The following is a 24,437-nucleotide window of genomic DNA, read 5'->3' on the forward strand; positions in this document are numbered from 1 at the left end:
CAAAACCATCCCATACTTCCCAATTCTTGTATTTGTTAATCTAAAACTGGTCCACATTGTTAATTGAAAATTCCCCCACTGCTATAATAAACCCATAGGATTTTTTCCAAATCATATGGGGAGATGAAAGCGGTGGTTGAGTTGCAACAAAAACAAGATATTATCCTTATGTATTTTAGGGATGGGATGTCACAAAGAGCCATAGCACGAGAGGTTGGGATTGATAGAAAAACAGTTAAACGTTATATCAAGGACTATGAAACAAAGTTAATGGCAGTAGATCAAACTGAAGATTCACTGGACAAGGGGGAACTTATTCAAAGTATAGTAGAAGCACCGAAATACAATACATCTAATCGAGTAAAGCGTAAGCTTACAGATGAAATTGAAGAAAAGATTATTGGGTTCCTAAAAGAAAATAAGGAGAAACAGTTATCTGGGTTGCGTAAGCAAACAAAAAAAATCGTTGATATTCATGAGGCTCTAGAAATGGAAGGGTATGAAATTAGTTACACTACAGTTAGAAATGCAGTACGTAACCTAATGAGAAAGGAAAAAGAAGCATTCATTAAAAGTACTTATAAACCTGGGGATGTATGTGAATTCGATTGGGGAGATGTAAAGATCAAAATAAATGGGAAGATGCGAAGGTTACAAATGGCTGTATTTACCTCCGCCTATGGAAATTATCGTTGGGCCTTTCTATTTACCAAACAAAAGACTGAATGCTTCCAAGAAGCACATTCTCTCTTCTTTGAGAAAGTAGGTGGTGTTTTCCAGACGATGGTTTATGACAATATGAAAGTAGCCGTGAAGCAGTTTGTAGGTACGGAAAAAGAGCCGACCGAAGGGCTTTTAAAACTATCAACCTATTATCTATTTAACTATCGTTTTTGTAATACTGCCAAGGGAAATGAAAAAGGGCACGTAGAGCGTAGTGTGGAGGTTGTTCGAAGAAAAGCATTTTCACATCGTGATACGTTTGAATCACTAGAGGAAGCAAACCAATACTTACTGGAGGTATGCGATAAGAGGAACAAGAAAACGATAAACAAAGAGCTAAATCAAACAGCAGAACAATTACTAAGTATAGAAAAAGAAGCTCTCTTACCTAGGCGTGCGCCATTTGATGCGGCAAGAATTACATATCCACGTGTTGATAAATATTCTACCGTGATAGTAGACCAAAATCGTTACTCCGTGCCGGATCATTTAGTGGGAGAACTATTAAAAGTGAAGATTTATTCGACTTGTATTCTATGTTTTTATCAGGAGGAAAAAGTGTCAGTGCACCAACGTTTAACAGGTAGCCACGAATGGAGTATTCAACTAGAGCATTATTTAAAAACATTAAAGAAAAAGCCTGGTGCATTAGCCGATAGCGCGGCATTACAACAGGCAGATCAAAAAATTAAAACAATCTATGACACTTATTATACCAGTCATCCGAAAGAATTTGTAGAGTTAATAGAATGGATGAAGGATGGGACAAGCCTCGAGAGGATTGAACAAAGTATAGAAGAATTAAGGAGAATCAATCCACAGCATGTGACAACGGATAAAATAAAGATTTTATGCGAGAAATATATTGGGAAGACATTCTCTCCTCCTGTACTTCAATCTCAGGAAACAAAAGCGATAGAACACCAATCTCAAGAAAACACAAAAATGTATGACACCCTTTTTAATACTGAAACAGTTGGCAGAACGGAGGCCATTGCATGAGCAGGATAAAATCGGATTGGAGAGAACAAGTCATTGACTTTAGTAAAGAGTTAAAGCTACCCTCAATACGTAAACACCTGGATGAAGGCGTAAAAGAAGCAGTACAAAAAGATGCAAGCTATGAGGAGTTTTTGGCTTTATTACTACAAAAAGAGTCAGATGCAAGATATGAGACTGCAAAGTCTAATCGGATAAGGCGGGCGGAATTCCCTTATAAAAGGCATTTAGAGGATTTAGTTATAGATGAACTTCCTCCAGATGCGCAGAAAAAATATAAAATGTTTAAAACATTAGACTTCATAAAGGAAGGTAAAAATATTATTCTAGCTGGCAATCCAGGGACTGGTAAAACTCACATGAGCATTGGTCTTGGAATAAAGGCTTGTATGGAAGGCTATAAGGTGTGGTTTACAACGGTCCCTTTACTAATTAACCGGTTAAAAGAAGCTCGTGCAGAGAAGACATTAAGAGCATTTCAAAACCGCTTCGAAAAATATGATCTTGTGATCGCTGATGAGATGGGCTATATCTCATTTGATAAAGAAGGAGCCGAGCTATTATTTACACATCTATCTCTTCGAGCTAATCAAAAATCAACGATAATCACAACAAACCTGTCATTTGAGCGATGGGAAGAGATTTTTCAAGATCCAGTGATGACGGCTGCGATGATCGACCGACTCACTCATCAAGCCTATATCGTGAATATGAACGGAAATTCATATCGAATGAAAGAAACGAAAAAATGGCTCGAACAACAAGAGCTACTATAACTTTCTCATAAATTGGCGGTGATGAAAATGAAATTAACAATTGAAGAAGCAACTTCTATCCTCTGTTCGGACTACGGTATAGAATCCAACGGAGAAAAAGTTACAACTACTATTGTCGATGGATGGGTAGAACAAGGATTAATAAAATCTAGTGGAGACGGAATAAATCGAACAATTGATATTGTAGATCTAGAAGACTTTGTGGAAGATTACAGATGGAAAGGAACAGCATTTGAAAGAGGAATTGATGACCAAACTATGATAGAACGGCTCTTGGATGAACTATACAAGCTAAGGAAGGAAAATGAAAAGCTCCAGAAAGAAAATTACGAATATGCATTAAAATTAGGGATCGGAGATTTCTAAAAAGCCTGGTCCCCTACCATAAATGGAAAAATTAGGTGGGGGACTTTTCATTTAACATTTGGTGGATTTTTGAGTTGACAAATACACCAATTCTCTACAGCAGCAGAAATTTCAATTAATTGATCGTAATTGGTAGTAATTATGTTTATACAATTAATATTTGAATTTCTAAATCTTCTAAATAGCCGAGTAAAACCTATTATATCGTCACCACTTGAAATTTTTAAAAAGGGCTTCATTTCATCTAATAAAATGCAGTTCCAAGTAGCTTGAACAATCGAATTTGTAAACCTTTCTGATATACTCCCCAATCCTTGTAAAACTTCCTCTAGCCCCAATCCATCAGATATCCTTTCCTTGAATACCCCCCAATTTCTTAAGTCTTCTTCTTCAAAGTTTTCAGTTATAACATTTCCTACTAAATAATCACCAAGTGCACCCATTCCCGAAATACCCGCTCCAGACGAAGTACCACTTCCTACAACAAATACAGGATTTTTTGTAAAAACATCTTCTGCAAAATTAAAAAAAGACACTATTACCACTTCCTAAAGTTTTACATAATAATACATTTCTTTACAAAATAAATATTTTCCTGCCAACATATAAAAAAAAACTGATATTAGGTTTATTCCATTCTTTTAGTGACCTATTTCAAACCATTGTGTATTCTTCATAAACTAAATCTTTTTGTTGAGATTTTTATATATAATTTCCACCTTAATCTGATATGTATTTGGCAATCAAAAAATACTGTTTATGGCAGTAAAAAAGAGCCTAAATATACAAGAAGTGAGTAAAACCTTGCATATTTTGGGCTCATTAATTTTCATTGTTGTGTTAAAACCTATTAAGTAGAACAAATAGCACGGCCATCAAACTAGGAAATTTCAATTTAAAAAATGTCGATCTCCAGACTGACATTTTTTAATTAATGCTCTTTCACTTTCTCACTCGTTTATCAAAATCTAACGGATTGGCTTTTAATTAATTTTAAAAAACAAAGGTGGCCAGTAAAAAAAATAACTGCACACCTTTGTTCATTATTTCTAAGTTATCGTCCTCTCTAGAATCACATTACTCTATAATCCAAGGCATATCGCAATAACATACAATCGTTTAAGGACTTTCGGGTATATTGAACATCCACAATGTCTATTACTTTCTTTGCATTTGGAGATTTGGGATCAATACCCATCATAATAAAACTTTAAAAAGAGCGGGGGTCTGATCATAAATGTCTAGGCACTTTGTTCTATCCCATGCTTAAAAGTGAACAATTTTTCATCATAAACTGGTAATCTTATTTAATTTGGCTACTAGAATTTGATGATACATTTTCTTTGCAAATGGTATAATATGGTGGAATCCTTCTACATTAAATATCAAGTTCCTATTATAACACGCTATCTTAATTACAAATGAACACTTTTATTTTTCTAAAAATTAATGTATCTTAAAGTAAAATTAAGGAAAAAACCTAGGCGTTTTTTACAACGAAAAATGTTTGTAGTTTGATATACTCAGTAATTTAACTTTTTACAAGAAAGGTGCCTATATGAAACCGCTATTACTGATCACTCATTCGCAAGATTCAACAGTGTCATACATCGAGAAAAATAACCCAACACTTTTCCTGTTCCGACTGAATGTAGATCAAATTGATTCATATCATATTAACATTAGCCACAAAGGTAGTTCCATTCGGACAAATCAATGGGAAATATCTCTTGAGGATGTCCATGGAGTCTATTATCGAAAAACTGTGTACCCTGACCTGTCAAAGTATGATTTAGAAATTCGTTCTCTCGTGGCAAAGGAACTATTCAGCCTCGTTGAAGGATTAGCCGAAACATACGGGAAACGTTGTTTATCCCGACCCTCAGTGTTGAAGCGGGCCGAAAATAAGATTGTGCAATTACAGCTTGCAAGAGATTTAGGTTTCCGGCTTCCCTTATCACTGGTGACAAATCATGATCAGAGCGCACAGGCCTTCGTTGCTCCACAGTCTTCAATTGTGAAGCCGTTAGCTACAGGAAAACTAGTGACTACCAAGGGGAATTTTATCATTCAAACGAACATCATCCCGCCCAATCATCCTCCAGTTCAACTCTCACATTGTCCATCTTATTTCCAAGCTTTTGTACCAAAAGACTACGAGCTTAGGATAACTATCATTGATAGACAGGTTTTTGCTGTAAGAATTGATGCAGGAAATGATATTGATTGGAGAAAAAGCTACAATAGTAACACATATCAAATCGTAGATATACCCGAAGAAATCACCAGTAAATGTATTTCCATGATGGAGGCACTTCAGCTCCATTTTGGAGCTTTTGATTTCATTGTCTCCGACGGAGATTACTATTTTCTTGAGGTCAATCCAAATGGGCAGTGGCTCTGGTTGGAGCAGGAACTAAATCTACACATATCCAATGCGATTATTCAATATTTAGTACAGGAGGACCCCATAAATGACTGAGTTGCCAAGCTGGACTTTCCGTATCTTCCAGTTTCTTTCCCTTTTACCTATATTCCGAGTGACATGCGATGCTGGATTTGGTGAAATCACTAGAAAGAGAAACCTTTTAAGATTTTCATTACTGAGTATAAACTGGGGGAAACATATTTTACACCTTTTTACGTTTCAATGGTTTTGGGGGACCCCTCCACAGGGACAAATCAAAGAGCGATTTCGAATATATCGTGTTCTTAGCCTAACCGATGTTGAAAAACCATTGGATAAGCATGAATTTAAGCAAAGAATTAATAAGCATAAACTAGAGGTTAAAAATCTGGACTTTGAAAAAAAAGAAGTAATTAAAGAAGCACTTTTTTATAAAATAGGAAATATCAAAGATTCTAAAAATAGAACATTTAATAAGTTTCTAGCTTATCTAGCAATCGTAGCCTTTCTTATCCCTATCTATACGCCGTACCTTACCAGAACAGGGAAAGTCCTTGATTATGAGGGTTTTTTTCAAATTCTTATCTTTGTGATTATTTATTACATCACGTTAAATTTCTTAAATCTCATCTTGTTCTTTCATAATTTCATCAAAGTGAAGTCATACGATAGGTATGCTTATCAAGATGTAAAGAATTCTGCCGATCCATTAACCGAGTTGTTACAGATGGTTTATTTTGAAAGGTACCTAACTGAGTTTGAATGGATTCGTGAGGTTACCCTTATTAAAAATATTGAGAAATACATAAAAGGAATTGTCATCATGAGTATTGCCCTGATCATTGTCCATAACATATCATCACATTACCAATCAGAGAATATTGGGCTAGGACCAATTTTAGAAGGAAATACAGCGGTTTACTCCTTAGACTTGTCCAAGCCTTCTGTTGAGCTCTACGAGGGTCAAAATATCCTTCTAGACCATCTGAAAAATGATTTGCTTGTAGGTGAGATATCAGAAGTCATTTTGATTCGCTCAGGAAGCGGGAATGAAGAGAATTACAAGCGTATTTCCTACTTGATTCAATCCCTTAATGTCCATAATATAGTAGTTACGACAGCTACAGACAATACAACACCAGAGAATCACAAACTAACCATTCTTTTAAAGAGGAGGTGAAAACCTAATGAAACCCTATATCGCACACTTCCTAAGCTCAGCGGGGGGGAATGAATCCAAAGACCTCACCAAGAGTCTTAAAGGAACAGTACAGGACGACATAAGATTCTCAACTCGCCAAACCCGCATGGTCGAGGACACTAGACCCGATGACGGTTTTATGATGTGGAAGGAGAACATAGAGACAGCAAACATTGAAGGGACTGAACCAGATGATAGTTACCTGTTGTATCGCTTCAAGCCAGTGTCTAATGAAAGTACAGATCCGATTGATCTGCAACTAGAGGGGGATGGTAGCAAAAAGACATTTACGCTTGAGGACACTGAGCCGGATGATTATTTTTTCGATAAGCGCCCTCTCTCCGAGTCACTTGAAGATACCGAGCCGGATGACATGTATTTTGATCACATCTAGAAATAAAGACAGCATCCTTTTAGGAGAGCTGTCTTTTTTATCTCATAAATTTATTTTGTGGAAAACAAGTTGTATTGAATAAGATATCTATTGATAAAGTAACCATTTAAAAGTAATAGCAAGCATTTACATCGGCAAAGCCCTTGAAACAAGTTTTACATTTCATTAAGATAAATCCATAGGACTCTACAAATTGATGAGTTTCAAGGAAGGAATTCTCGCGTTTTACTACAAAAATTTCGTTGTTACTTATGGTTAGGTTCACCACCATTAATCTTAAAATAATATACCCTCTAATAAAATGGTCAATCTGCAGCCCATACTAAACATACTAGACCTTAAATGAAAAATGAGCGCTTATCCTTGTTCAAGGAGAGCGCCCGATTGCTGAGCTGAACAAAGGAATATTAAAAAACATCAAAAACCTTGCTCTTTTAATGCTGGTGAAATGACTTCTTTATAGATTTCATATCCATATCTACCGTTAAGTTTTAGATTAACAGCTTCTTCAAACGGAGAATCCGGTGCTGAAATTGCTGTAGGGATATAATGTAAAACACATTTGTTTGCTTCCGTCATCACAGCTGGAAAATTACTATTAAATGCTTTAAAATTCGGCAAAGTGTAGGTTAATACATTTTTGACACCTCGAAGTTGTAATTCTCGGATAATTCTAGTGTTTATTAGATCTTCAGCTTTAGGTGTGTAAGGTTTGACCTTTTCACTTAGTACAATCTCTGGGAGATACTTGTCTTGACCTTGAGAATACGGTTGAAGTTTTATGGTTAGATCAACAATATGAAATGGAGGAACCACTAACCAAGAGTGTGCTGCCGATGCACCTTGAGTATAATCTACACACCAAAAGTGTCCTCTACTTATTTGGCTTTCTTTTGGATAGTCAATACTTAAACTACCAAATACCATGTGATTCCAAATCCCTTCTTTTTCTAGTATTCGCGATAATGTTCCTGACATATCTATACAGGCGCCCAATCTTCCGTCTCTTTCTAACTCTTTATATAGGAGCTTTGAAATGATGGATACTTTCTCTCTTACCATATCTAAATACGTTGAATCGTATTTCTTTAATTGTACAAATTTGGCGTAGTATTCTAGGTACGTAGAATCTTTGCGTTCTACCTGAATAAATTCTAGAGAATCATAGAACCCTACTTTAGAGGTTGTTATATTATTTTCCTCAAAACTTTTTTCAATATCTTTTAATTTTCTTAAATTGGCCACTTTTAACACTCCTTAATCCCTATTATTACTAACATTTAGTCTCATAAATTCATCTGCAAATTTCTTCACAATCCCACCTAAATTTTAACATAAATACCCAGATTTTTTTGAAGATACTGTTCAATTATCAAATGGCCCTATAGCTAAAGAAGGCACAATTCTTTTTCAAGATTTGCGCCCTTTTGTTGAAGATTTTATTATTAAAGTCTCTGTCTAAAACAAATCTGGTCTTCTTTGTGAAAAGTAATATGGACGACTTTCTATAAAATCAACCGCTTTATTACCACTTAAGACTTCAGTTGTCCTTTCTTCAAATCGTTCATTTTCCTTGCCATTAAAGATTTTGCCTGTAGTAATTTTCGTTACCTCAATAGTCCCACAGGATACACTCATTTCTATTTGATGACAATTTTTCCCGTAACCACTGTATGGTTGATACGTATGACTTATACCATCAAATTCTCCTGTTTTAAGGGCAGCTAAAACCTCTTCTCTATTCATTTAACCGTTCCTTTCTGCCACCAATGCATCTAATAATAATTATGTGCACACCAATTCTTCATTACAATCTTCACTATATTTTAACATAAATATCCAATTACTCACTACCTTTATTCAAGGTAATGGCCCGTTTGTTGAACAAAGCTAAAACTTGTTTCTCTTTAAACCGAGTGTCACTTTAAGTATATTATTTTCACAGACTTTGTATTTATCTCTAACATTATTGTACATAACGTTGGTGAACAATAGCCGTGTATTATGTATCGGAAGTTTATTGCATATTAGTGGGCTATTGTTCATTAACTAGCACTGCTAGTTAAGTTAAAATTCAATTTAACAAAAGTTTCTGAAACATCGATAAATGCAACTGCCAGAGATTCAAAAAATTATTGGCAATTGATTTGTAATAGCTGCCAAATTTATATGATATCTTCTTCATTCGCATCTTCCAAACCACCTACTTCTTTAAGCACTCTCTTTTGATATTTGAACAAAAATAACTTTTCCGAAGTCAAAAGCTACAATACCCACTCTAGGCAACTTTAAAAACATCATTGATTTGAAAATGGCCTTTAATAAAGTCCATTATTTTCTATATGGGGTAGCGTCAGGAAAATGCGGATTTACAACGTTAAACTATTTTTTGGATACAAAAACCCTGCTTCTTCAACGCTAAGCAGAAGAAGCAGGGTGGGGGCAATAATTTCCCTTACCAGAATCACGAGGTGAATTCCCCATGTTCATGTAATTTATATCTTCCAGGGTAAACAATATTCACCTCAACATTTACATGACGCAGGGAATCTTGGTTTAAAACGAGTTGCTGTTTTCCTGTGGCAATGTGTTTCCATTGATGTGGATGTTTGCGATACAAAGATTCGCCCAAATTGTAAATATCTATACCCTCTTTAAAAGCTGTTTGATACGTTTTACGGATTTGCTCCTCTATTTTTTCCTGAGCCATTTGTGTGATTTCCTTTTCAGTAAGGTCAGTATGCAATTCATTGATTCCGGCTTTCACATTAACAGAAATGTCGAAAAATGCTTTGTCCAATTTTACAATCGGGGTCACGTCATACTCGGGTTTTTCTGCGACAAGAACAGCAGCAAGCTTCACTTCGGTAAACAAATCAAGAGGCACTCGGATCGTGTGAGTACTTAGCCAGGGCAATCCAGACAGATCCTTAAGATCCATTCGTGCATAATAATTGCCTAGTTCATATACTTGTATGCCTGAATACCTAAGAAGCTCTTTTGGTTTATTACTTTCCTGCCATTGACCTTTGCGAAGCGATAATTCCGGTATATAACTGGTTCTAGCCTTTTCGTGTGAGTCCAGTACAAATTGTTGCAGGCGGACCGGAGCAAGGATAGAACGCTGTCTGAAATTTTGCTCGGGATTGAGAAGAATTGATGCCTTTGGCGATAATCTAAAATATGGTGTTGCCAGCAAGATTTCTTCAAGAGGCTCTCTCGTACTGAACAGCCAGGCCAAGTACCTTATTTCACGATAACGGTTGATCAATTCCAGCACTTCTCCGACTTTGTTTTCCTTCATCAATCTCTCGCTGAACAAGATGGCAGAGATTTGTCCCCAGTTTAAGCGCTGTTGTGATGTACTATACAAATCATTTGCCGCTTCTGTAAACGAGGAACCTTCGCCTTTTCCCACCCAAACCGGGGGCTGCTCCGCTTTTTGCTGCCCCTCCAGCTTTGCCACTGTCGAGAAATCAAGCAATTGCACATATATGGTGTATTGGCCATCGACATAGTCAATTCCAACAGCCGTTGCATAGTTCATGTTTTGCACTTCATATCTGCTCCAGCACCCGGTAAGGGTGAGGAGGAGGAGAAGTGCAACCATACTTTTATATCTCCTCATTTTTGCCTGTCCCATTGCCTTGTAGAATCTCGTGTCTTCAACATGTCCGGTCGTGTGTTTCGCCATTGCCAAGGTAATCGGAACAAAGCGTTGGCAAAGTCTTTAAATGGAGGTGATATCGGGGCCAAGTAAGGCAAGCCGCATGAACGCAATGAGGCTAAATGGCTGAGCACAATAAATAATCCAAGAAAGAAGCCATAAATGCCAAGCATGGCAGACAGAATGAAAAGAAAGAAGCGTAAAATACTAATTGTTCCAGCTAATGAAAGGCTCGATAAAGTTGAACCAAAAATCTGTGTAATTGCTCCGATGACAACAATACCAGGGGATAAGAATCCTGCACGAATGGCCGCATCCCCCAGTATAAGTCCGCCTACAACCGTTACCGTAGATCCGACTGCAGAAGGGAGTCGGACACCTGCTTCCCGCAATATTTCTAAGAAGATAAGTACAATTAACATTTCAACTGTTACATCAAAAGGGATTCCCAACCGGTTAATCCCCAATGTTGCAAGTAGATAATAGGGCAGTTGATCTTGATGATAGGAAAGAATGGCAACCCAAAATGCAGGCAACAGCAGTGAAAAAAAAATCCCGAGTAAACGAAGCGTTTGACCAAATGTAGACGACAAAGCAGTAAAGTGGATATCTTCAGGTGTTTTCAGGAGCAGGAACAAATTGGCTGGCGCGATTAAGGCAGCCGGTGTACCATCCACAATCAACGCTACACGGCCATTTAGCATACAGCTAACGGTAAAGTCTGGTCTGCCTGTATACCCCATCAAAGGAAACAATGCTTTTGTCGGTTCCATTAATTCTTCTAGCTGAGTGGCGCTAAACGCTCCGTCAATGTGAAGATCATCTAATTTATTCTTTACATCTTGAACAATCTTAGGATCAACAATGTCACACATGTATAGAATTGCAACGGTTGTTTTCGTGCGAACGCCTACTTTTTTCGTTTCATAAACCATGCTGGTTGATTTGATTCGTTTCCGAATTAACGCCACATTGACTCCCAGTTCTTCCACAAATCCATCTTTTGGGCCCCGTACCGAGACCTCAATACTGGATTCTTCCGGATTTCGCGCCGGTTTTTTTGAGATATCGAGAGAGAATAAGGAATGTAGGGTCGGAATAAACAAAAGCAGTTTGCCTTCAAAAATATCCGTTTCGGCCGTTTGCTCCCACTCCTCAAGAGTAACGAACTCTAATTGTAGTTGGCTCGACTCTGCAATTTCCTCATGAAAATGAAAACCATTGTTTTCATAAAATCGGGTCAAATGAGGAAGCACTGTCTCATGAATGAACGTTTGGTTGTCACTTAAACCCTCACAATAAATCAATAGGATTCTCGATTGTTCATCATTAGGTTTTAATTTGTAAACATGGTGCTTAACATCTTGACACATTTTAAAGTGTTGGATTAGTGATTGTTCATTAAGCGGTTGCAAGACTGTTACCTCTGTATTAGGCGATGGCCTCTTGCTTTCTGCACCCTGATTTCCAAATAATCTTATCATTCGTCGGAATAGTTTATTCATTCTAGCTGGTCACTCCTTTTGGCTAATTCTTGAGATGAAAATTCGACTGACATACAGGATCAAGGTCCCTACTGTAAAGATACAAAATGAAGGAAAATAAAATCTTCCTAACAGGTCTAGAAAAGCCATGTCGCTAATCGGCAGCAAAATGGCAGCAAGCATAGCGAATGCGACAAGTAATAGAGGTAACCATCTACATTTTTGTAAATCCCATAATTCCCCAATGAGATAGAGGGAAAGGGACACACGAATGAATGTACCAGATAGCCACTGGTAAATCGAAAAAAAATCGACATGCTCCAAATATTCTCCCAGTCTAACGATTCTCCATTGAGCGTAAGGGGGGTATCTCTGGTTAGCCGCTTCATCAGGGCCGAATATCGCAATCGAACCCATCAATGGTCCTAACGTAAGCCCTGTAAGGATGAGGCACATCAACATTAAACTTTTAAATCCAGGTTTCTTTGTTAACTTATGCTGAAACATCAACATCAACAAAGACAACTCCAGCAATCCACCGGCAACGTAAGGAACACCCTTCCATAATGGAGCTGTCCCGTTTTCTAACAAAGGAAAAAGCAGGGTATAATCTTTAAACTGAAAATTTGTAATCGCCACAAGATGACCCAGAATAAGAACAAATGGCAACATTATCCCGCTCACAATTGCGATTGTACGGAGTCCTTGAAAGGCAGCAAAGAAACATGCAACAAGTGTTGTTCCCGCAAGAACTAGTATCGGTGTTTGAGGCAAGTATGATGCGATTGTCCATGTTAGAGTATCTTTTAAGGAAATAAAGCCCATAAGCCATAATAACAAACTATAAATAATAACTAAGATTGCAGATAAAAACTTTCCAAAGTGCTGATCTAGCCACTTCTTAACGTGTTGATTGTTCATGTTTTGAATGATGTAGTTCAAGCAACCAATCCAAACAGGTGAAGCGACAAAAACAAGAAGCACTACAAGCCAGGCATCTCGCTTGGATGCTCCTAGCAGTAACGGGCCAATAATAACGTGGTTCATCAATCCAACCGAAAGCATAATAATTATGTATGACTGAATTGGCGTAATCTTAGGCAAAAATTCACCTCAAATCCAACAATTGGGAATGGAAACATCATGAGCTATAATTTTCCCTCAACAACTTCGTTCTATTCATCTGACATTAAAGCCGTAAGCTAGCACATTTTGAGTCCGGCTTATACCAGTCGGACCAACTTAGAGCAAGAAAAAAACGCTAAGCCATGATCAAAGGCTTAGCGTTTTTTTTTGTTCATCCATCATGGCTATCCAGTTTGATAAACTTTAACGTACTCGTAGTCAGGCACCTGTTTTCCAAACTAAACTACACATTTTTAATAATAATCCTTTGTGCAGTTCTCAGGTTGCGTTGTACAGTTCTCAACACATTTTTTTCTGCGTAAGCCCCTACTTGTACATCGTCAACAATTACACGTTTAATAGCCATATTGCTTTTCAGATTAGACGATTTTCTCTTCAAATTAAACGCGTGCTTGCCGTCAATTCGGGTCCCTTAGTTTTTGGGCATCGCTTGATGAGCAATAAATCCGTTCTCTGTTAATAACAGCTAGCATTCTGGATTCTCGCAGTACATGGAAATTGGACTTTTTTTGCCACGGTTATGTAAGTTATTTACCTTGAGAACCTCTTCATGCATAATGTCCCAAATTAATGCTGTTCTCGATGTATCAGGCAAACTGTTATGAATAAAGTATTCAAACCCATGAGCTGAACCGTTATGTGCATTAACTTAGATGGATAGAAAATAATCTGCACCCCAAGCATTCCAACTCATTTTCGAACTTTACCGACTCATTTTCTTTTTCATACTTTGTAAGAAACTCGGATAACTTTTCCGCTTCGGTGATTATGTTTTGGCTTATTTTATTTTTGTCCATTAGAAAATACAAGAAGAGATAATACTCATACTCAATTAAACCACGACTCTGATTTTCGTAATACCATTTATAACAACCTTCAACAGCTAAAGTTTCTAAACGCATTAAAGAATCACCATAGAATAATAAGAATTTATTAGAAATACATTCGATCGCCATTTTCCTTAACAATCCCCAAACAATAAAGGAGCCTATTAATTCATCCTTGATGAATTTTTCTTTAATAAACAACGTTAAGAGTTGATTAAATGCTTCAACAAAAGCCCCTGAATAATAATTCCCCGTTATTTTTCTTCTTTCAAGAGAAATACATAAAGTCCCTATCCTTTTATACTCATCAAAATAACTTTCTTGATTCGCCGTTTTAGAAAAACAAAGACAATCCAAGAGATGATTTTCAAAGGATTCAGTCTCTCGGTAATTAACAAACACATCCTTAGGATATTTATCTATGAAAATAGAAACCATCTTTTTAATGCCGGAACGTTGATACAATATATCAATTTGTTCGTTAATGGTTTGAACAAACTTTTCCTTACTCATTTCTATATAATCCAAATCACTCCCCCCTTCTTCCTTAATTTTACATTATAATAAAGTTATAGATTATAAAAAATAAAAAAGGGTATCAAAAAATGAATTCCGATACCCCATAAAAATTACAGTAGGATTTCAGCTGGATTATCAGCTTCAATGGTTTCATCTTCTACTAGGTACTCTTCCCCCTCATCAATAAGTACCTCTATATATCCTTCTAATTCTAATAAGTCCAAATTTTCTACCAGATCTATTTGTTCATCATTCATGTCAGGAATATCACAGATTATTTTATCTAACCAAATTTAAGTCTAAAACTTCACAAACTGTACGCTTATTTTACCAAAATGGATTAACATTTTGGTGATTAATTAGAAAATACATTAGATGTTTACAACAATTTTTAGTGCACAATAGGCCTTTATTGTTCATCTAACCCATACCTCAAAGCTAATCACTTCTTTTGGCCCTATTAGTAAAATTTAGTTTAATCTAAACTGATTTGTTTACTTTTGTCCCCAATTCGTCCCCAAATCCTGTTTTTAAACCGAATTCAACTTCAATGAAAAGAAAAAAACCCTTGCTAGGCAAGGGTTTAGTTAGCGGCCCCGAGAGGAATCGAACCTCCGACGCACGGTTTAGGAAACCGACGCTCTATCCGCTGAGCTACGGAGCCATGTATAAAATTATGTCCATTTATAAATTATATCAAGTATGACAAAAAAGTAAAGTGCAGAAAGTAACCCACCTTCCCTATTAGCATAGATAGGTGGGCTTACTTCCTTATTTATCTCAACCAAAACTACTGCACATTTCCTTGCACTTGCTGTGTATCTAGTGAATCCTCAGAAGTTTGTACACCCTCGGTAGTCTGTCCATTCTCTGAATCTTGTACTCCCTCAGGGTCTTGTTGCTCCCCTAAATCCTGTGAATCTGGTAGTTCTGGTTCTTGTTGTTGCTCTTCAACTGTAAGCAAATCAATGACCATTGGCAACGCTGATCCACCGGCATGCATGATTTCAAGTTCAATCATCCCGTTTTTCTCTTTTGCTACATAATCGATGAGATTGGCTACCTCTGTCAATGGCATCAAGGTTGGTGTCAAATAAACCTTGCCATCCACTTTCACTGCACCATTGTAGATTCCGCCACGGGCACCTATTCTTAATCTAACAGTCTTTGGCTCTCCCGTTTCGTTAACAATTGGGATTTTCACAATATAAGAGGCACCATAATGGCCAGGGTTTCTAATCATTTGCGTCGTGTCGCCAAGTCCACTTTCAGGCGTCATTAGATTATCTGTTACCCCATTAGAGATCTGATAAGCAGTTTCGGCGTCGCCTACTTTATATGGTGTTAGTTCGGTTTGTAGCTGTGAACTGCTCCATACCCCTCTTGGATGGCGGGCTTTTTCATCAATAGGAACTGGGTTATTCAAAATTGCTGCTAAATCCTCACCATTTTTACTAATTACAGTTCTAATTTTATAATTTAATTCACCAGTACCTGACTTTCTTTTCACCGTGAAATCATACTGAAAACCAATTGTATTGGCTTGCTTTAATTCAAATGATTTCATTAACGCGTTTTCCCCTGAATTGACTACAGGGCTAGTCATTTTGACTGTTGTTATTTTTCCACTTAATGATTTTTCTGCTAAAGGCAAGCCAACATCATAATTCACCCATGTATTAGGCGTTTGACGGCTTGTTCCCTTTAGGCCGACTATTTCAATTTCGTTCGTTTTTGAGAGGTTCTCAATGGTAATACCGACATTTACATTTTGGTCAAACTCATTAATGTGCCAACCAAATACACGATGATCCATTGAGCCTTCAGCTGTCTTGACTTCATCCTGCCAAAGTGTTTCATTATCTTCAGGTACTGTTCGGCTATTTAAGTTTTCTGGATTATCGCTTACCATTATTCTACGTGTGCCTACATATTTCGTATTAACAACGTTTGTTGGTTGGGCAAATGTTGATTTCTCTTTTGTTAGAAAATCGTGGAGGAATTTCGCTCTATTAATATATATTAATGTTTCATTCGTATCTTCTTTATAGTAGGAGTAGCCTCCAAGAATTTTGGCAAAGGAGTCAGTCGGCACTAGTACCTGACCGTTTTCCTCGATTAACGGTTTTCCCATTTCAACTCTTACGTTGTCGATAATGACAGAGTTTTCACCTACGTAAAAATTCATGACTTTACCATCAAATTCAACGTAAATGTTTCTACCGTTTCGTTCCCAATATATTTCATTGTTTGTTAGATTATCTAAAACTGACTCAATTGGAATAAAGGCCGTTTTATTCTTTAAAACTGGCATAAATTCTCCAAAGTCTAGCAACTTATCATTTAGGTAGACCGTAGCAGGATGTTGTATAATTGGATTCCCATCCATTGTAATGCTGACACTTCTTGTCGCGCCATCCCATGTTACTGTGCCCCCGAACGCTTCTCCAACAAAACGTAGTGGTACAAGTGTCCGATTCTTATACATCGTTGCCGGAACATCTAACTGCAATTCCTCTTCGCCATTTTTGGCAATAGTTGAGTTGACTGTTAGATTAATAGATTTATCATCTTTTACGGCTGAAATCGTTTGAGTGGCACCATCCCATGTAACGGCTGCACCCATCGCTTCAAATATTGCCCGTAGTGGTACTAAAGTTCTGCCACTTTTCATTGCCGGTGGAACGTCGAAATTAATATCTTGTCCATTAATTGTAACCTTCGCATCCTTCATTTCAACAATAGGTCCCTTATCTAGAACAACCGGAACTGGACCCTTCACTTCAGCAATTGCTTCTTCAGCATGCACATTTGGCAAAAATAAATTCAGCGCAAACGATGTTGAAATCATTGCTGTCATGATCTTTTTATTCAAAAAAATTACCTCCCCTACTAACACTATTAACCACTAAATTCTACCATTCTATTATTACAAATAGATTTCATGGATATTACGGTTTAACTCAAAGAAGAAAAAAATACGCATAAAAAAATCGTTACCAAAAGGCAACGATTTAGGCTCTTTTGTATGGAGGAGGAAGAGGGATTCGAACCCCCGCGCGGTTTAACCCGCCTGTCGGTTTTCAAGACCGATCCCTTCAGCCAGACTTGGGTATTCCTCCGTGTAAGACAATAATAAATATAGCATAAAAGCGATTTTGTGTCAAACCTACAAAAACGGGCATTTTTTATTAAAATTTGATGTCCATCACTTCCTTACGCTTTCAAAAGTTATATAATTCAATTTTAAGAAATAAGCTCAATAGGTTAGCTATCGTTTCAAGGAGATGAATAAATGAGTAGAAAAAGGGTTTTAGTAGTCGATGACGAAGAAAATGTATCTGAGCTTCTAAAATTATATCTAGAGGCTGAAGGCTTTGAAGTAAGTACAGCTGAGGATGGATTACGGGCATTAGAAGTTGCTAATCAAATTCACCCTGACTTAATTATACTGGATATTATGCTTCCTTATAAAAATGGGTGGCAGGTAGCAAAGGAACTAAGACTGACTATGGATACCCCTATCATTATTCTTTCAGCAAAAGGTGAAGAATCTGATAAAATTCTTGGTTTAAATTTAGGTGGAGATGACTATGTAACAAAACCATTCTCACCCGGTGAAATTATTGCTAGAGTGAAGGCAATTTTGAGAAGATCAAAACCAGAAGGAAGCCAAAATAAAACTTTAGAATTCCCTAATCTCCTCATTGATCTTTCAAAATATGAGGTCATTGTGGAGGGAGAAAAGATTATCACAACACCAAAGGAAGTAGAGTTATTATGGCTGCTCTCAAGCAATCTTGGCCATGTTTTTACTAGAGATCAATTGTTAGATAAAATTTGGGGATATGCTTATTTGGGTGATTCACGGACAGTGGATACTCATATTAAACGTTTACGTCGAAAAATTGAAAACGGTCAGCCTTATTCCTACCTTCAAACTGTATGGGGTGTTGGCTATAAGTTTGAGGTCATCAAAAATGAAAAAGACTTTATTTAGTAAACTATTGAAAACATATGTTTTAATAACTGTTCTAAGTATCATGATTGCAATCCTATTTTTTTACCTTTTCTTTAAGAGTTATTACTTTAATGAAAAGGAACAACAGTTAATTACTCAGGGTGAAAAAATGTCGCAAATTTTGAGCCCCTATCTCCAGGAAAGCAATTTTACCCAAGTAATCCAAATCGTTAATGAGTATAATCAAGTGAATTCCTCAAAGATATGGATTGTCGATAAAAATGGAGAACTCGTTAGTGAATTAAAGAATCAATCCATTAAGGAACATTTACAACCTAAATCAGATCAGTTAAAAAAGGCCTTAAAGGGTGAGATCATTACCAGCCACGGATTTACAAAGTATATCGATGATCCTGTCCTGTCAGTTGCAGTTCCTATCCTAGCGAATAATCAAGTCGTAGGCGTCACTTTTGTCTGCAATCCTCTATCAGATATTACACTAAGTGTTATTGAAGCCTTGAAAATTGTTATATTCGCGGGAGCCATATCATTAATCATTGTGGCATTTGTCAGTTATTTCATTTCACAATCCATTACAAAACCGATTAATGAAATAACAGAATGCTCCCTAGAAATGATAAAGGGAAATTTCACACAACAACCGAAGGTACATTCCTCTGATGAAATTGGAAAATTAGCTGATACCTTTAATAATATGAGACAGGCCCTAAATAAATCATTGCAGGATTTAGAAAATGAAAAAAATAAAATAGCAGAAATGGAACGAATGCAGCGTGAATTTGTCGCAAATGCCTCACACGAGCTTCGGACCCCTCTTACATCCATTCGTGGGTTTCTAGAGGCTATGTTGGATGGAATCATTACTAGTAAAGAACAAGAAAATAAATACCTGAGAATAAGTTTAAAAGAAACTATAAGACTGCATCGTCTAGTTAATAGTCTTTTAGATTTATCACGGATTGAATCCGGCCAAATGAAATGTAATAAAAGGGAAATAGTGCTTTCAGATATTATAAACCGGACCGTTTTAAAGCTTATTCCTTTAGCCGAAGATCGTTTTATTGATTTAAAAACTGACATTCCAACTACAGTGCCAACTGTTCTTGGAGACGAAGATTTAGTTGAGCAGGTTCTCATTAATTACATTACCAATGCCATCCGCTTTACCCCGGAGGATGGCAGCATTACGGTAAAGGTTGTCACTGACCATGATAATGTTCAAGTCCATGTCATTGATACTGGAGTTGGTATTGCACCAGAAGAGCTTCAAAATGTTTGGAAAAGATTTTATAAGGTTGATAAGGATCGCTCTTTATCAAAGGAGGGGGCAGGACTAGGATTGGCACTTGTCCATGAAATTATTGAACGTTTAGATGGCAGAGCATGGGTTGAAAGTACAGTAAACCAAGGATCCAGCTTTTGTTTTAGTTTAAAAACCGTTTAATGTGGACAAAAATGTCCACATCAAGCTCAAAGAGAGGAAACCTAATTTATATAGGTTTCCTTTTTCTATCCACTTATTCTAGTTATTATTTACCTGGGATTATGAATGATTGCCCAGGGTATATGCGGTGTGGGTTAACAATCTTGTTTGCTTTTTGAATCTCTTGGTAAGTTGTATGATACTTCAATGCAATTTTTGAAAGTGTATCACCAGACTTTACCTTATAGGTAACGACTGAATGTTCTTTTTTTACTGAACTTTTTTTTACTTTGACATTGGTAGCTTTATGGACAGCTTTATCACTTTGAACAGCTGCTGCTCCATGGGAATCAACCGTACCATGAGTTTCTACTACTCCGTGAGCATCAACTTCGCCATGAGCACCTGTTGCTTCGTGATGGCCTTCTTCCTCACCTTCGGCAAATTTAAAGAAGCTTACATAGGCTTCGATGTATTCTCTACCAGCCTCAAGGTTGTTTACATCGTAATCCTTTAATTTCATTACCTTTTCAAATCTTTCTTTAAGCTCAGGCATTTTCTCCTCCTCTACCAGACCTTCTAATGGAGATAGATTTCCAAGTGCAATACTCTTATCTGCAGCCAATACTTTTTCATCTATAGGTGTTCCTGAAGGTTTCAATCCATCAAACGGCGCTCCTTCCCCTGCTCTGTGAACTCGAATAAGCTCACTGAAAAAGTATTGCTCAGAAAGTTCCTTGGCTTCCGGGCTTAGATCCTTCACCTTCATACTAAGATCGAATTTATCTTTTATTTCCTTTTCATATTTTGGCTGCACCCATTTTAACACATAATTGATATTATCATTTTCCAACGCCTTATAAGCGTCCGCTACTGTTGGACCATCCATAGTATCACAATGGGCACTGGCTGATACTGGTATCATCGCAACTACAGCCGCTGCTGCTATAAATGCCCCTACTGATTTCTTCACGTTCCATTTGAAAATATTTGCTCTCATTTTTGTACCTCCTAATAATTTGCCCAATCCATCCTTTTGTTTATTGGTGTGATTGACTATGCTTTTATATTAGGATTACATTTTGAACTGGATTTGAACTAATTGTGAACTTTTTTGTTACTCTGTTCTTTTTTGGAAAATGGTCTGATTTCTTTAAAATTAAAAGAGGGATTCAAACCAGAATCCCTCTCTCCCTACATTCTTATTTTTCTTTTGGCTTCATTACTTCAACATTACCCATATAAGGTCTTAAAATCTCTGGAATCACGACACTGCCATCTTCTTGTTGGTAATTTTCCAAAATAGCTGCTACTGTACGGCCAATTGCCAACCCTGAGCCATTTAATGTATGAACATGCTCAGGCTTTGCTCCCGGCTCACGGCGGAAACGGATATTGGCACGTCTTCCCTGGAATGCCTCAAAGTTACTGCAAGAAGAAATTTCACGATAAGTGTCGTAACTTGGCAACCAAACTTCAATGTCATATTTTTTCGCTGCAGTAAAACCAAGGTCAGCTGTACACATGCTCATCACGCGATATGGCAAGCCCAATAGCTGAAGAATCTTTTCAGCATGGCCTGTTAGTTTTTCTAATTCATTATAAGAATCCTCTGGTTTAACAAAGCGGACAAGCTCGACTTTATTAAACTGATGTTGGCGAATCAACCCGCGTGTATCGCGGCCAGCAGACCCTGCTTCAGAACGGAAACAAGCGCTGTATCCACAATAGGCAATTGGAAGATCCGCACCATCTAAAATTTCATCGCGATGCATATTTGTAACCGGTACTTCCGCAGTTGGAATTAAAAAGTAATCTTGGCCGGCAATTTTAAACGCATCCTCTTCAAATTTAGGAAGCTGACCTGTTCCAGTCATGCTGTCCCGATTAACCATATAAGGCGGAATGATCTCTTCATAGCCATGATTGTCAGAATGATAATCCATCATGAAACTAATAAGGGCACGCTCAAGTCTGGCACCCAAGCCTTTATAAAATACAAAACGACTGCCCGTAACCTTTCCTGCTCTTTCAAAGTCTAAAATCCCAAGCACATCAGCAACATCCCAGTGTGGCTTTGGTTCAAAGGAAAATTCACGAATCTCGCCCCATTTACGGACAACAACATTATCGTCTTCAGAGTCGCCAACAGGCACTGTTTCATGTGGAACATTTGGGATGGATAATAATAAAAGCTGCAAATCCTCTTCTACAGTACGCAACTCATCGTCAATCACCTTGATGCGGTCACCGACTTCACGCATTTCGGTGATAAGATGGTCAGCATCCTTTTTCTCTCTTTTTAAAACAGAAACCTGCTTTGAAACCTCATTACGCTTACTTTTCAGCTCTTCACCTTCTGCAATCAACTCGCGACGACGTGCATCCAATTCGCCAAAACGGCCAAAATCGCCTAAATCCTCCCCACGGCATTGCAATCTCTCTTTAATCTCCGCAAAATTTTCTCGTAAAAATTTCATATCAAGCATCTTTTCTTCCTCCTTATATATTAACTATAATGTGAAAGTATAAATAGCTAATGCATGTATTACTATTTCCCTATCTAGCTTCAGCGCCCAGCGACTAGTAAACTTCGCTAAACGGAGCCTCCACTTTTCCAAATAAAAAACTCCCGTCCCCATAATAAGGGACGAGAGTTAACCCGCGTTGCCACCCTGATTGAAAAAAGACATTGCCTTCTTTCCACTCACAATCATAACGGTATCAAACCGAAAATATTTACTGAGCCGAAAAAGCCGTTCAATATTTTGCTCAGGGATGGATTCACAATACTCTTTTATCGGTTTCCACCGACCACCGACTCTCTTTGAAAAAGAAATACTGCTACTAATTCCCGTCAACACTGTTCATTTATTATACCTATATTTTACCACATAATATCCTTAATTATACAGCTAATTTTTCCTTTGCAGCCTCCACCATTTTCACGAAATACTCATGCATACGATGATCGTCCGTTAATTCTGGATGGAAAGAACAAGCTAAATAATGATCCTGTCTTACAGCTACAATCTTACCTTGATGTTTACAAATGATTTCAACATCATTGCCAACTTCAAGTATTCTTGGTGCGCGGATAAACACACCAATATAGTCATCAGCAACATCAGTAATCATTAAGCTTGCTTCAAAGCTGTCAACTTGGCGCCCAAAAGCATTACGCTCTACTGTCATATTAATTAATCCTAAGTGGGCATCCTCTTGTCCAGCAAGTTTATTAGCCATTAAAATCAGTCCGGCGCAAGTACCAAAGATTGGCTTGCCGCTTTTTCCGAATTCCTTTAATGGTTCAAAAAAGCTATATTTATCTATTAAACGTCTCATGGTCGTGCTTTCTCCGCCGGGGAATACTAGGCCATCAATTTCTGCTAATTGTTCCACCCTTTTAATTTGAACAGCCTCAGCACCCGCTGCTTCAAGTGCACGAATATGTTCTCTTACAGCCCCTTGCAGAGCTAAAACCCCTATTTTAACCATGTAACATTACTCCTTTTGTTGTTGCGAAAATAAATAATACAATCTGCAAGGATTGCATTCGGCCAGCTCCAGTTTTTTCGTCGCTAAGCAGTCGCCTCCGCTTTTCTAATTACCAACCGCGTTCTTGCATGCGCTCGCTTGGTTGTAATGAAGAAATTTCAATACCTTTCATAGCTGTTCCTAAGCCTTTTGAAAGCTCAGCAATTAATTTATAATCTTGATAATGTGTAGTTGCTTCTACAATTGCACGGGCAAATTTCTCAGGATTATCTGATTTGAAGATACCTGAACCAACGAATACGCCGTCTGCACCTAATTGCATCATTAATGCAGCATCAGCAGGTGTTGCCACACCGCCTGCAGCAAAGTTTACAACTGGAAGTTTGCCTTCGCGATTTATTTGAAGAACTAATTCAAATGGAGCTTGAATATTCTTCGCATATGCCATTAGCTCATCTTCTGACATCGCAGCAACCTGGCGAATTTGTGCTTGTACCATACGCATATGACGTACAGCCTCTACGATATTTCCTGTTCCTGGCTCACCTTTTGTACGAAGCATAGATGCACCTTCGCCGATACGACGTAATGCTTCTCCTAAATCACGGCATCCACAAACAAATGGTACTGTATATTCACGCTTGTTAATATGATAAACTTCATCAGCAGGTGTTAAAACTTCACTTTCGTCAATGTAGTCTACGCCCATTGCTTCAAGAACACGTGCTTCAACAATATGGCCGATACGAGCTTTTGCCATTACAGGAATCGATACCGCATTCATAACCTCTTCAACGATTGTAGGGTCAGCCATACGGGCAACTCCACCAGCTGCACGAATATCTGCTGGTACACGCTCAAGGGCCATTACAGCTACAGCTCCAGCAGCCTCGGCAACTTTAGCCTGTTCTGCATTAACAACGTCCATAATAACGCCGCCTTTTTGCATCTCAGCCATCCCGCGTTTTACTCGTTCTGTTCCAATATTTTGTGACATTTAAAAACTCCTCCTAAATGTATGTAGT

Annotated in this window: 20 protein-coding genes, 2 tRNA genes and 1 other annotated feature; of the genes, 8 read left to right on the top strand and 14 right to left on the bottom strand. The window is 37.6% G+C overall.

The window, feature by feature from the left end; translation table 11 throughout:
• The first annotated feature begins 132 nt into the window (after window positions 1–132).
• The 3 genes from istA to ACNQFZ_RS11415 are packed head-to-tail and all read left to right on the top strand — an operon-like array spanning window position 133 to window position 2,864.
• Entirely contained in the window at window positions 133–1,725 is a 1,593-nt protein-coding gene (gene istA, locus ACNQFZ_RS11405) for an IS21 family transposase (RefSeq protein WP_458411470.1), read from the top strand.
• Window positions 1,722–2,498, top strand: a complete 777-nt coding sequence (gene istB / locus ACNQFZ_RS11410) for an IS21-like element helper ATPase IstB (RefSeq protein ID WP_458411471.1) — start codon at window positions 1,722–1,724, stop codon at window positions 2,496–2,498. Before istA ends, istB begins: the two co-directional genes overlap by 4 nt.
• Window positions 2,499–2,525: 27 nt before the next feature.
• The gene (locus ACNQFZ_RS11415; RefSeq protein ID WP_458411472.1) at window positions 2,526–2,864 is read left to right on the top strand and encodes a hypothetical protein; all 339 of its coding nucleotides are present in this window, start codon (window positions 2,526–2,528) and stop codon (window positions 2,862–2,864) included.
• A gap of 47 nt (window positions 2,865–2,911) precedes the next feature.
• Here ACNQFZ_RS11415 and ACNQFZ_RS11420 read toward each other — a convergent pair whose 3' ends face one another.
• Window positions 2,912–3,400, bottom strand: a complete 489-nt coding sequence (locus ACNQFZ_RS11420) for a hypothetical protein (protein ID WP_458411473.1) — start codon at window positions 3,398–3,400, stop codon at window positions 2,912–2,914.
• Window positions 3,401–4,422: 1,022 nt separating this feature from the next.
• Between ACNQFZ_RS11420 and ACNQFZ_RS11425 the strand changes: the two genes are divergently transcribed.
• From ACNQFZ_RS11425 to ACNQFZ_RS11435, 3 genes are read left to right on the top strand one after another with little or no spacing between them, the layout of a single operon-like run.
• On the top strand, window positions 4,423–5,346 hold the full coding sequence (locus tag ACNQFZ_RS11425; protein ID WP_458411474.1) for a hypothetical protein: 924 nt from the start codon (window positions 4,423–4,425) through the stop codon (window positions 5,344–5,346).
• On the top strand, window positions 5,339–6,451 hold the full coding sequence (locus ACNQFZ_RS11430) for a hypothetical protein (protein WP_458411475.1): 1,113 nt from the start codon (window positions 5,339–5,341) through the stop codon (window positions 6,449–6,451). Before ACNQFZ_RS11425 ends, ACNQFZ_RS11430 begins: the two co-directional genes overlap by 8 nt.
• Before the next feature lie 7 nt (window positions 6,452–6,458).
• Window positions 6,459–6,866 (top strand): hypothetical protein, encoded by a 408-nt coding sequence (locus ACNQFZ_RS11435; RefSeq protein ID WP_458411476.1) that lies wholly within the window; start codon window positions 6,459–6,461, stop codon window positions 6,864–6,866.
• 417 nt (window positions 6,867–7,283) lie between these two features.
• Here ACNQFZ_RS11435 and ACNQFZ_RS11440 read toward each other — a convergent pair whose 3' ends face one another.
• The 9 genes from ACNQFZ_RS11440 to ACNQFZ_RS11480 all read right to left on the bottom strand — a co-directional run bounded on the left by ACNQFZ_RS11440 (window position 7,284) and on the right by ACNQFZ_RS11480 (window position 17,631).
• Window positions 7,284–8,111, bottom strand: a complete 828-nt coding sequence (locus ACNQFZ_RS11440; RefSeq protein WP_458411477.1) for a hypothetical protein — start codon at window positions 8,109–8,111, stop codon at window positions 7,284–7,286.
• A gap of 213 nt (window positions 8,112–8,324) precedes the next feature.
• The gene (locus tag ACNQFZ_RS11445; RefSeq protein WP_458411478.1) at window positions 8,325–8,612 is read right to left on the bottom strand and encodes a hypothetical protein; all 288 of its coding nucleotides are present in this window, start codon (window positions 8,610–8,612) and stop codon (window positions 8,325–8,327) included.
• A gap of 718 nt (window positions 8,613–9,330) precedes the next feature.
• Window positions 9,331–10,509: a Ger(x)C family spore germination protein gene (locus ACNQFZ_RS11450; RefSeq protein WP_458411479.1), complete on the bottom strand. Its 1,179-nt coding sequence runs from the start codon at window positions 10,507–10,509 to the stop codon at window positions 9,331–9,333.
• Window positions 10,491–12,038 carry a spore germination protein gene (locus ACNQFZ_RS11455; protein ID WP_458411480.1) on the bottom strand — a complete coding sequence of 516 codons (1,548 nt, stop codon included), beginning with the start codon at window positions 12,036–12,038 and terminating at the stop codon, window positions 10,491–10,493. Before ACNQFZ_RS11455 ends, ACNQFZ_RS11450 begins: the two co-directional genes overlap by 19 nt.
• Window positions 12,039–12,047: 9 nt before the next feature.
• Complete coding sequence (locus ACNQFZ_RS11460; protein ID WP_458411481.1) at window positions 12,048–13,121, bottom strand: GerAB/ArcD/ProY family transporter; 1,074 nt, start codon at window positions 13,119–13,121, stop codon at window positions 12,048–12,050.
• Window positions 13,122–13,807: 686 nt separating this feature from the next.
• Window positions 13,808–14,518, bottom strand: coding sequence for a hypothetical protein (locus ACNQFZ_RS11465; protein WP_458411482.1), 711 nt, complete (start codon window positions 14,516–14,518; stop codon window positions 13,808–13,810).
• 582 nt (window positions 14,519–15,100) lie between these two features.
• A tRNA-Arg gene (locus tag ACNQFZ_RS11470) sits at window positions 15,101–15,173 on the bottom strand.
• Window positions 15,174–15,299: 126 nt separating this feature from the next.
• Complete coding sequence (locus tag ACNQFZ_RS11475; RefSeq protein ID WP_458411483.1) at window positions 15,300–17,384, bottom strand: copper amine oxidase N-terminal domain-containing protein; 2,085 nt, start codon at window positions 17,382–17,384, stop codon at window positions 15,300–15,302.
• Between the two features lie 154 nt (window positions 17,385–17,538).
• A tRNA-Ser gene (locus ACNQFZ_RS11480) sits at window positions 17,539–17,631 on the bottom strand.
• A gap of 173 nt (window positions 17,632–17,804) precedes the next feature.
• Here ACNQFZ_RS11480 and ACNQFZ_RS11485 point away from each other — a divergent pair.
• Both ACNQFZ_RS11485 and ACNQFZ_RS11490 read left to right on the top strand, forming a co-directional pair.
• On the top strand, window positions 17,805–18,509 hold the full coding sequence (locus ACNQFZ_RS11485) for a response regulator transcription factor (RefSeq protein ID WP_458411484.1): 705 nt from the start codon (window positions 17,805–17,807) through the stop codon (window positions 18,507–18,509).
• The gene (locus tag ACNQFZ_RS11490) at window positions 18,490–19,935 is read left to right on the top strand and encodes an ATP-binding protein (protein ID WP_458411485.1); all 1,446 of its coding nucleotides are present in this window, start codon (window positions 18,490–18,492) and stop codon (window positions 19,933–19,935) included. The genes ACNQFZ_RS11485 and ACNQFZ_RS11490 overlap by 20 nt, the downstream gene beginning before the upstream one ends.
• A gap of 85 nt (window positions 19,936–20,020) precedes the next feature.
• Here the strand turns inward: ACNQFZ_RS11490 and ACNQFZ_RS11495 are convergent, their stop codons facing one another.
• The 4 genes from ACNQFZ_RS11495 to pdxS form a co-directional block, all read right to left on the bottom strand.
• Window positions 20,021–20,914: a DUF6448 family protein gene (locus ACNQFZ_RS11495; protein ID WP_458411486.1), complete on the bottom strand. Its 894-nt coding sequence runs from the start codon at window positions 20,912–20,914 to the stop codon at window positions 20,021–20,023.
• A 202-nt stretch (window positions 20,915–21,116) separates the two neighbouring features.
• On the bottom strand, window positions 21,117–22,403 hold the full coding sequence (serS, locus tag ACNQFZ_RS11500; RefSeq protein WP_458411487.1) for a serine--tRNA ligase: 1,287 nt from the start codon (window positions 22,401–22,403) through the stop codon (window positions 21,117–21,119).
• Window positions 22,404–22,557: 154 nt separating this feature from the next.
• Window positions 22,558–22,784 (bottom strand) — a binding site (T-box leader).
• A 37-nt stretch (window positions 22,785–22,821) separates the two neighbouring features.
• Window positions 22,822–23,412, bottom strand: a complete 591-nt coding sequence (gene pdxT, locus ACNQFZ_RS11505) for a pyridoxal 5'-phosphate synthase glutaminase subunit PdxT (protein WP_458411488.1) — start codon at window positions 23,410–23,412, stop codon at window positions 22,822–22,824.
• Between the two features lie 109 nt (window positions 23,413–23,521).
• Window positions 23,522–24,409, bottom strand: a complete 888-nt coding sequence (pdxS, locus tag ACNQFZ_RS11510; RefSeq protein ID WP_458411489.1) for a pyridoxal 5'-phosphate synthase lyase subunit PdxS — start codon at window positions 24,407–24,409, stop codon at window positions 23,522–23,524.
• Between the last annotated feature and the right edge of the window lie 28 nt (window positions 24,410–24,437).

The sequence above is a fragment of the Schinkia acidoalkalinis genome, assembly GCF_054301215.1.

Bases quoted from the DNA above. Each gene is read 5' to 3' on its own strand.
- istB (WP_458411471.1), top strand. From the start codon at position 1,722: ATGAGCAGGATAAAATCGGATTGGAGAGAACAAGTCATTGACTTTAGT.
- ACNQFZ_RS11415 (WP_458411472.1), top strand. From the start codon at position 2,526: ATGAAATTAACAATTGAAGAAGCAACTTCTATCCTCTGTTCGGACTAC.
- ACNQFZ_RS11425 (WP_458411474.1), top strand. From the start codon at position 4,423: ATGAAACCGCTATTACTGATCACTCATTCGCAAGATTCAACAGTGTCA.
- ACNQFZ_RS11430 (WP_458411475.1), top strand. From the start codon at position 5,339: ATGACTGAGTTGCCAAGCTGGACTTTCCGTATCTTCCAGTTTCTTTCC.
- ACNQFZ_RS11435 (WP_458411476.1), top strand. From the start codon at position 6,459: ATGAAACCCTATATCGCACACTTCCTAAGCTCAGCGGGGGGGAATGAA.
- ACNQFZ_RS11445 (WP_458411478.1), bottom strand. From the start codon at position 8,612: ATGAATAGAGAAGAGGTTTTAGCTGCCCTTAAAACAGGAGAATTTGAT.
- ACNQFZ_RS11450 (WP_458411479.1), bottom strand. From the start codon at position 10,509: ATGGGACAGGCAAAAATGAGGAGATATAAAAGTATGGTTGCACTTCTC.
- ACNQFZ_RS11455 (WP_458411480.1), bottom strand. From the start codon at position 12,038: ATGAATAAACTATTCCGACGAATGATAAGATTATTTGGAAATCAGGGT.
- ACNQFZ_RS11485 (WP_458411484.1), top strand. From the start codon at position 17,805: ATGAGTAGAAAAAGGGTTTTAGTAGTCGATGACGAAGAAAATGTATCT.
- ACNQFZ_RS11490 (WP_458411485.1), top strand. From the start codon at position 18,490: ATGAAAAAGACTTTATTTAGTAAACTATTGAAAACATATGTTTTAATA.
- ACNQFZ_RS11495 (WP_458411486.1), bottom strand. From the start codon at position 20,914: ATGAGAGCAAATATTTTCAAATGGAACGTGAAGAAATCAGTAGGGGCA.
- serS (WP_458411487.1), bottom strand. From the start codon at position 22,403: ATGCTTGATATGAAATTTTTACGAGAAAATTTTGCGGAGATTAAAGAG.
- pdxT (WP_458411488.1), bottom strand. From the start codon at position 23,412: ATGGTTAAAATAGGGGTTTTAGCTCTGCAAGGGGCTGTAAGAGAACAT.
- pdxS (WP_458411489.1), bottom strand. From the start codon at position 24,409: ATGTCACAAAATATTGGAACAGAACGAGTAAAACGCGGGATGGCTGAG.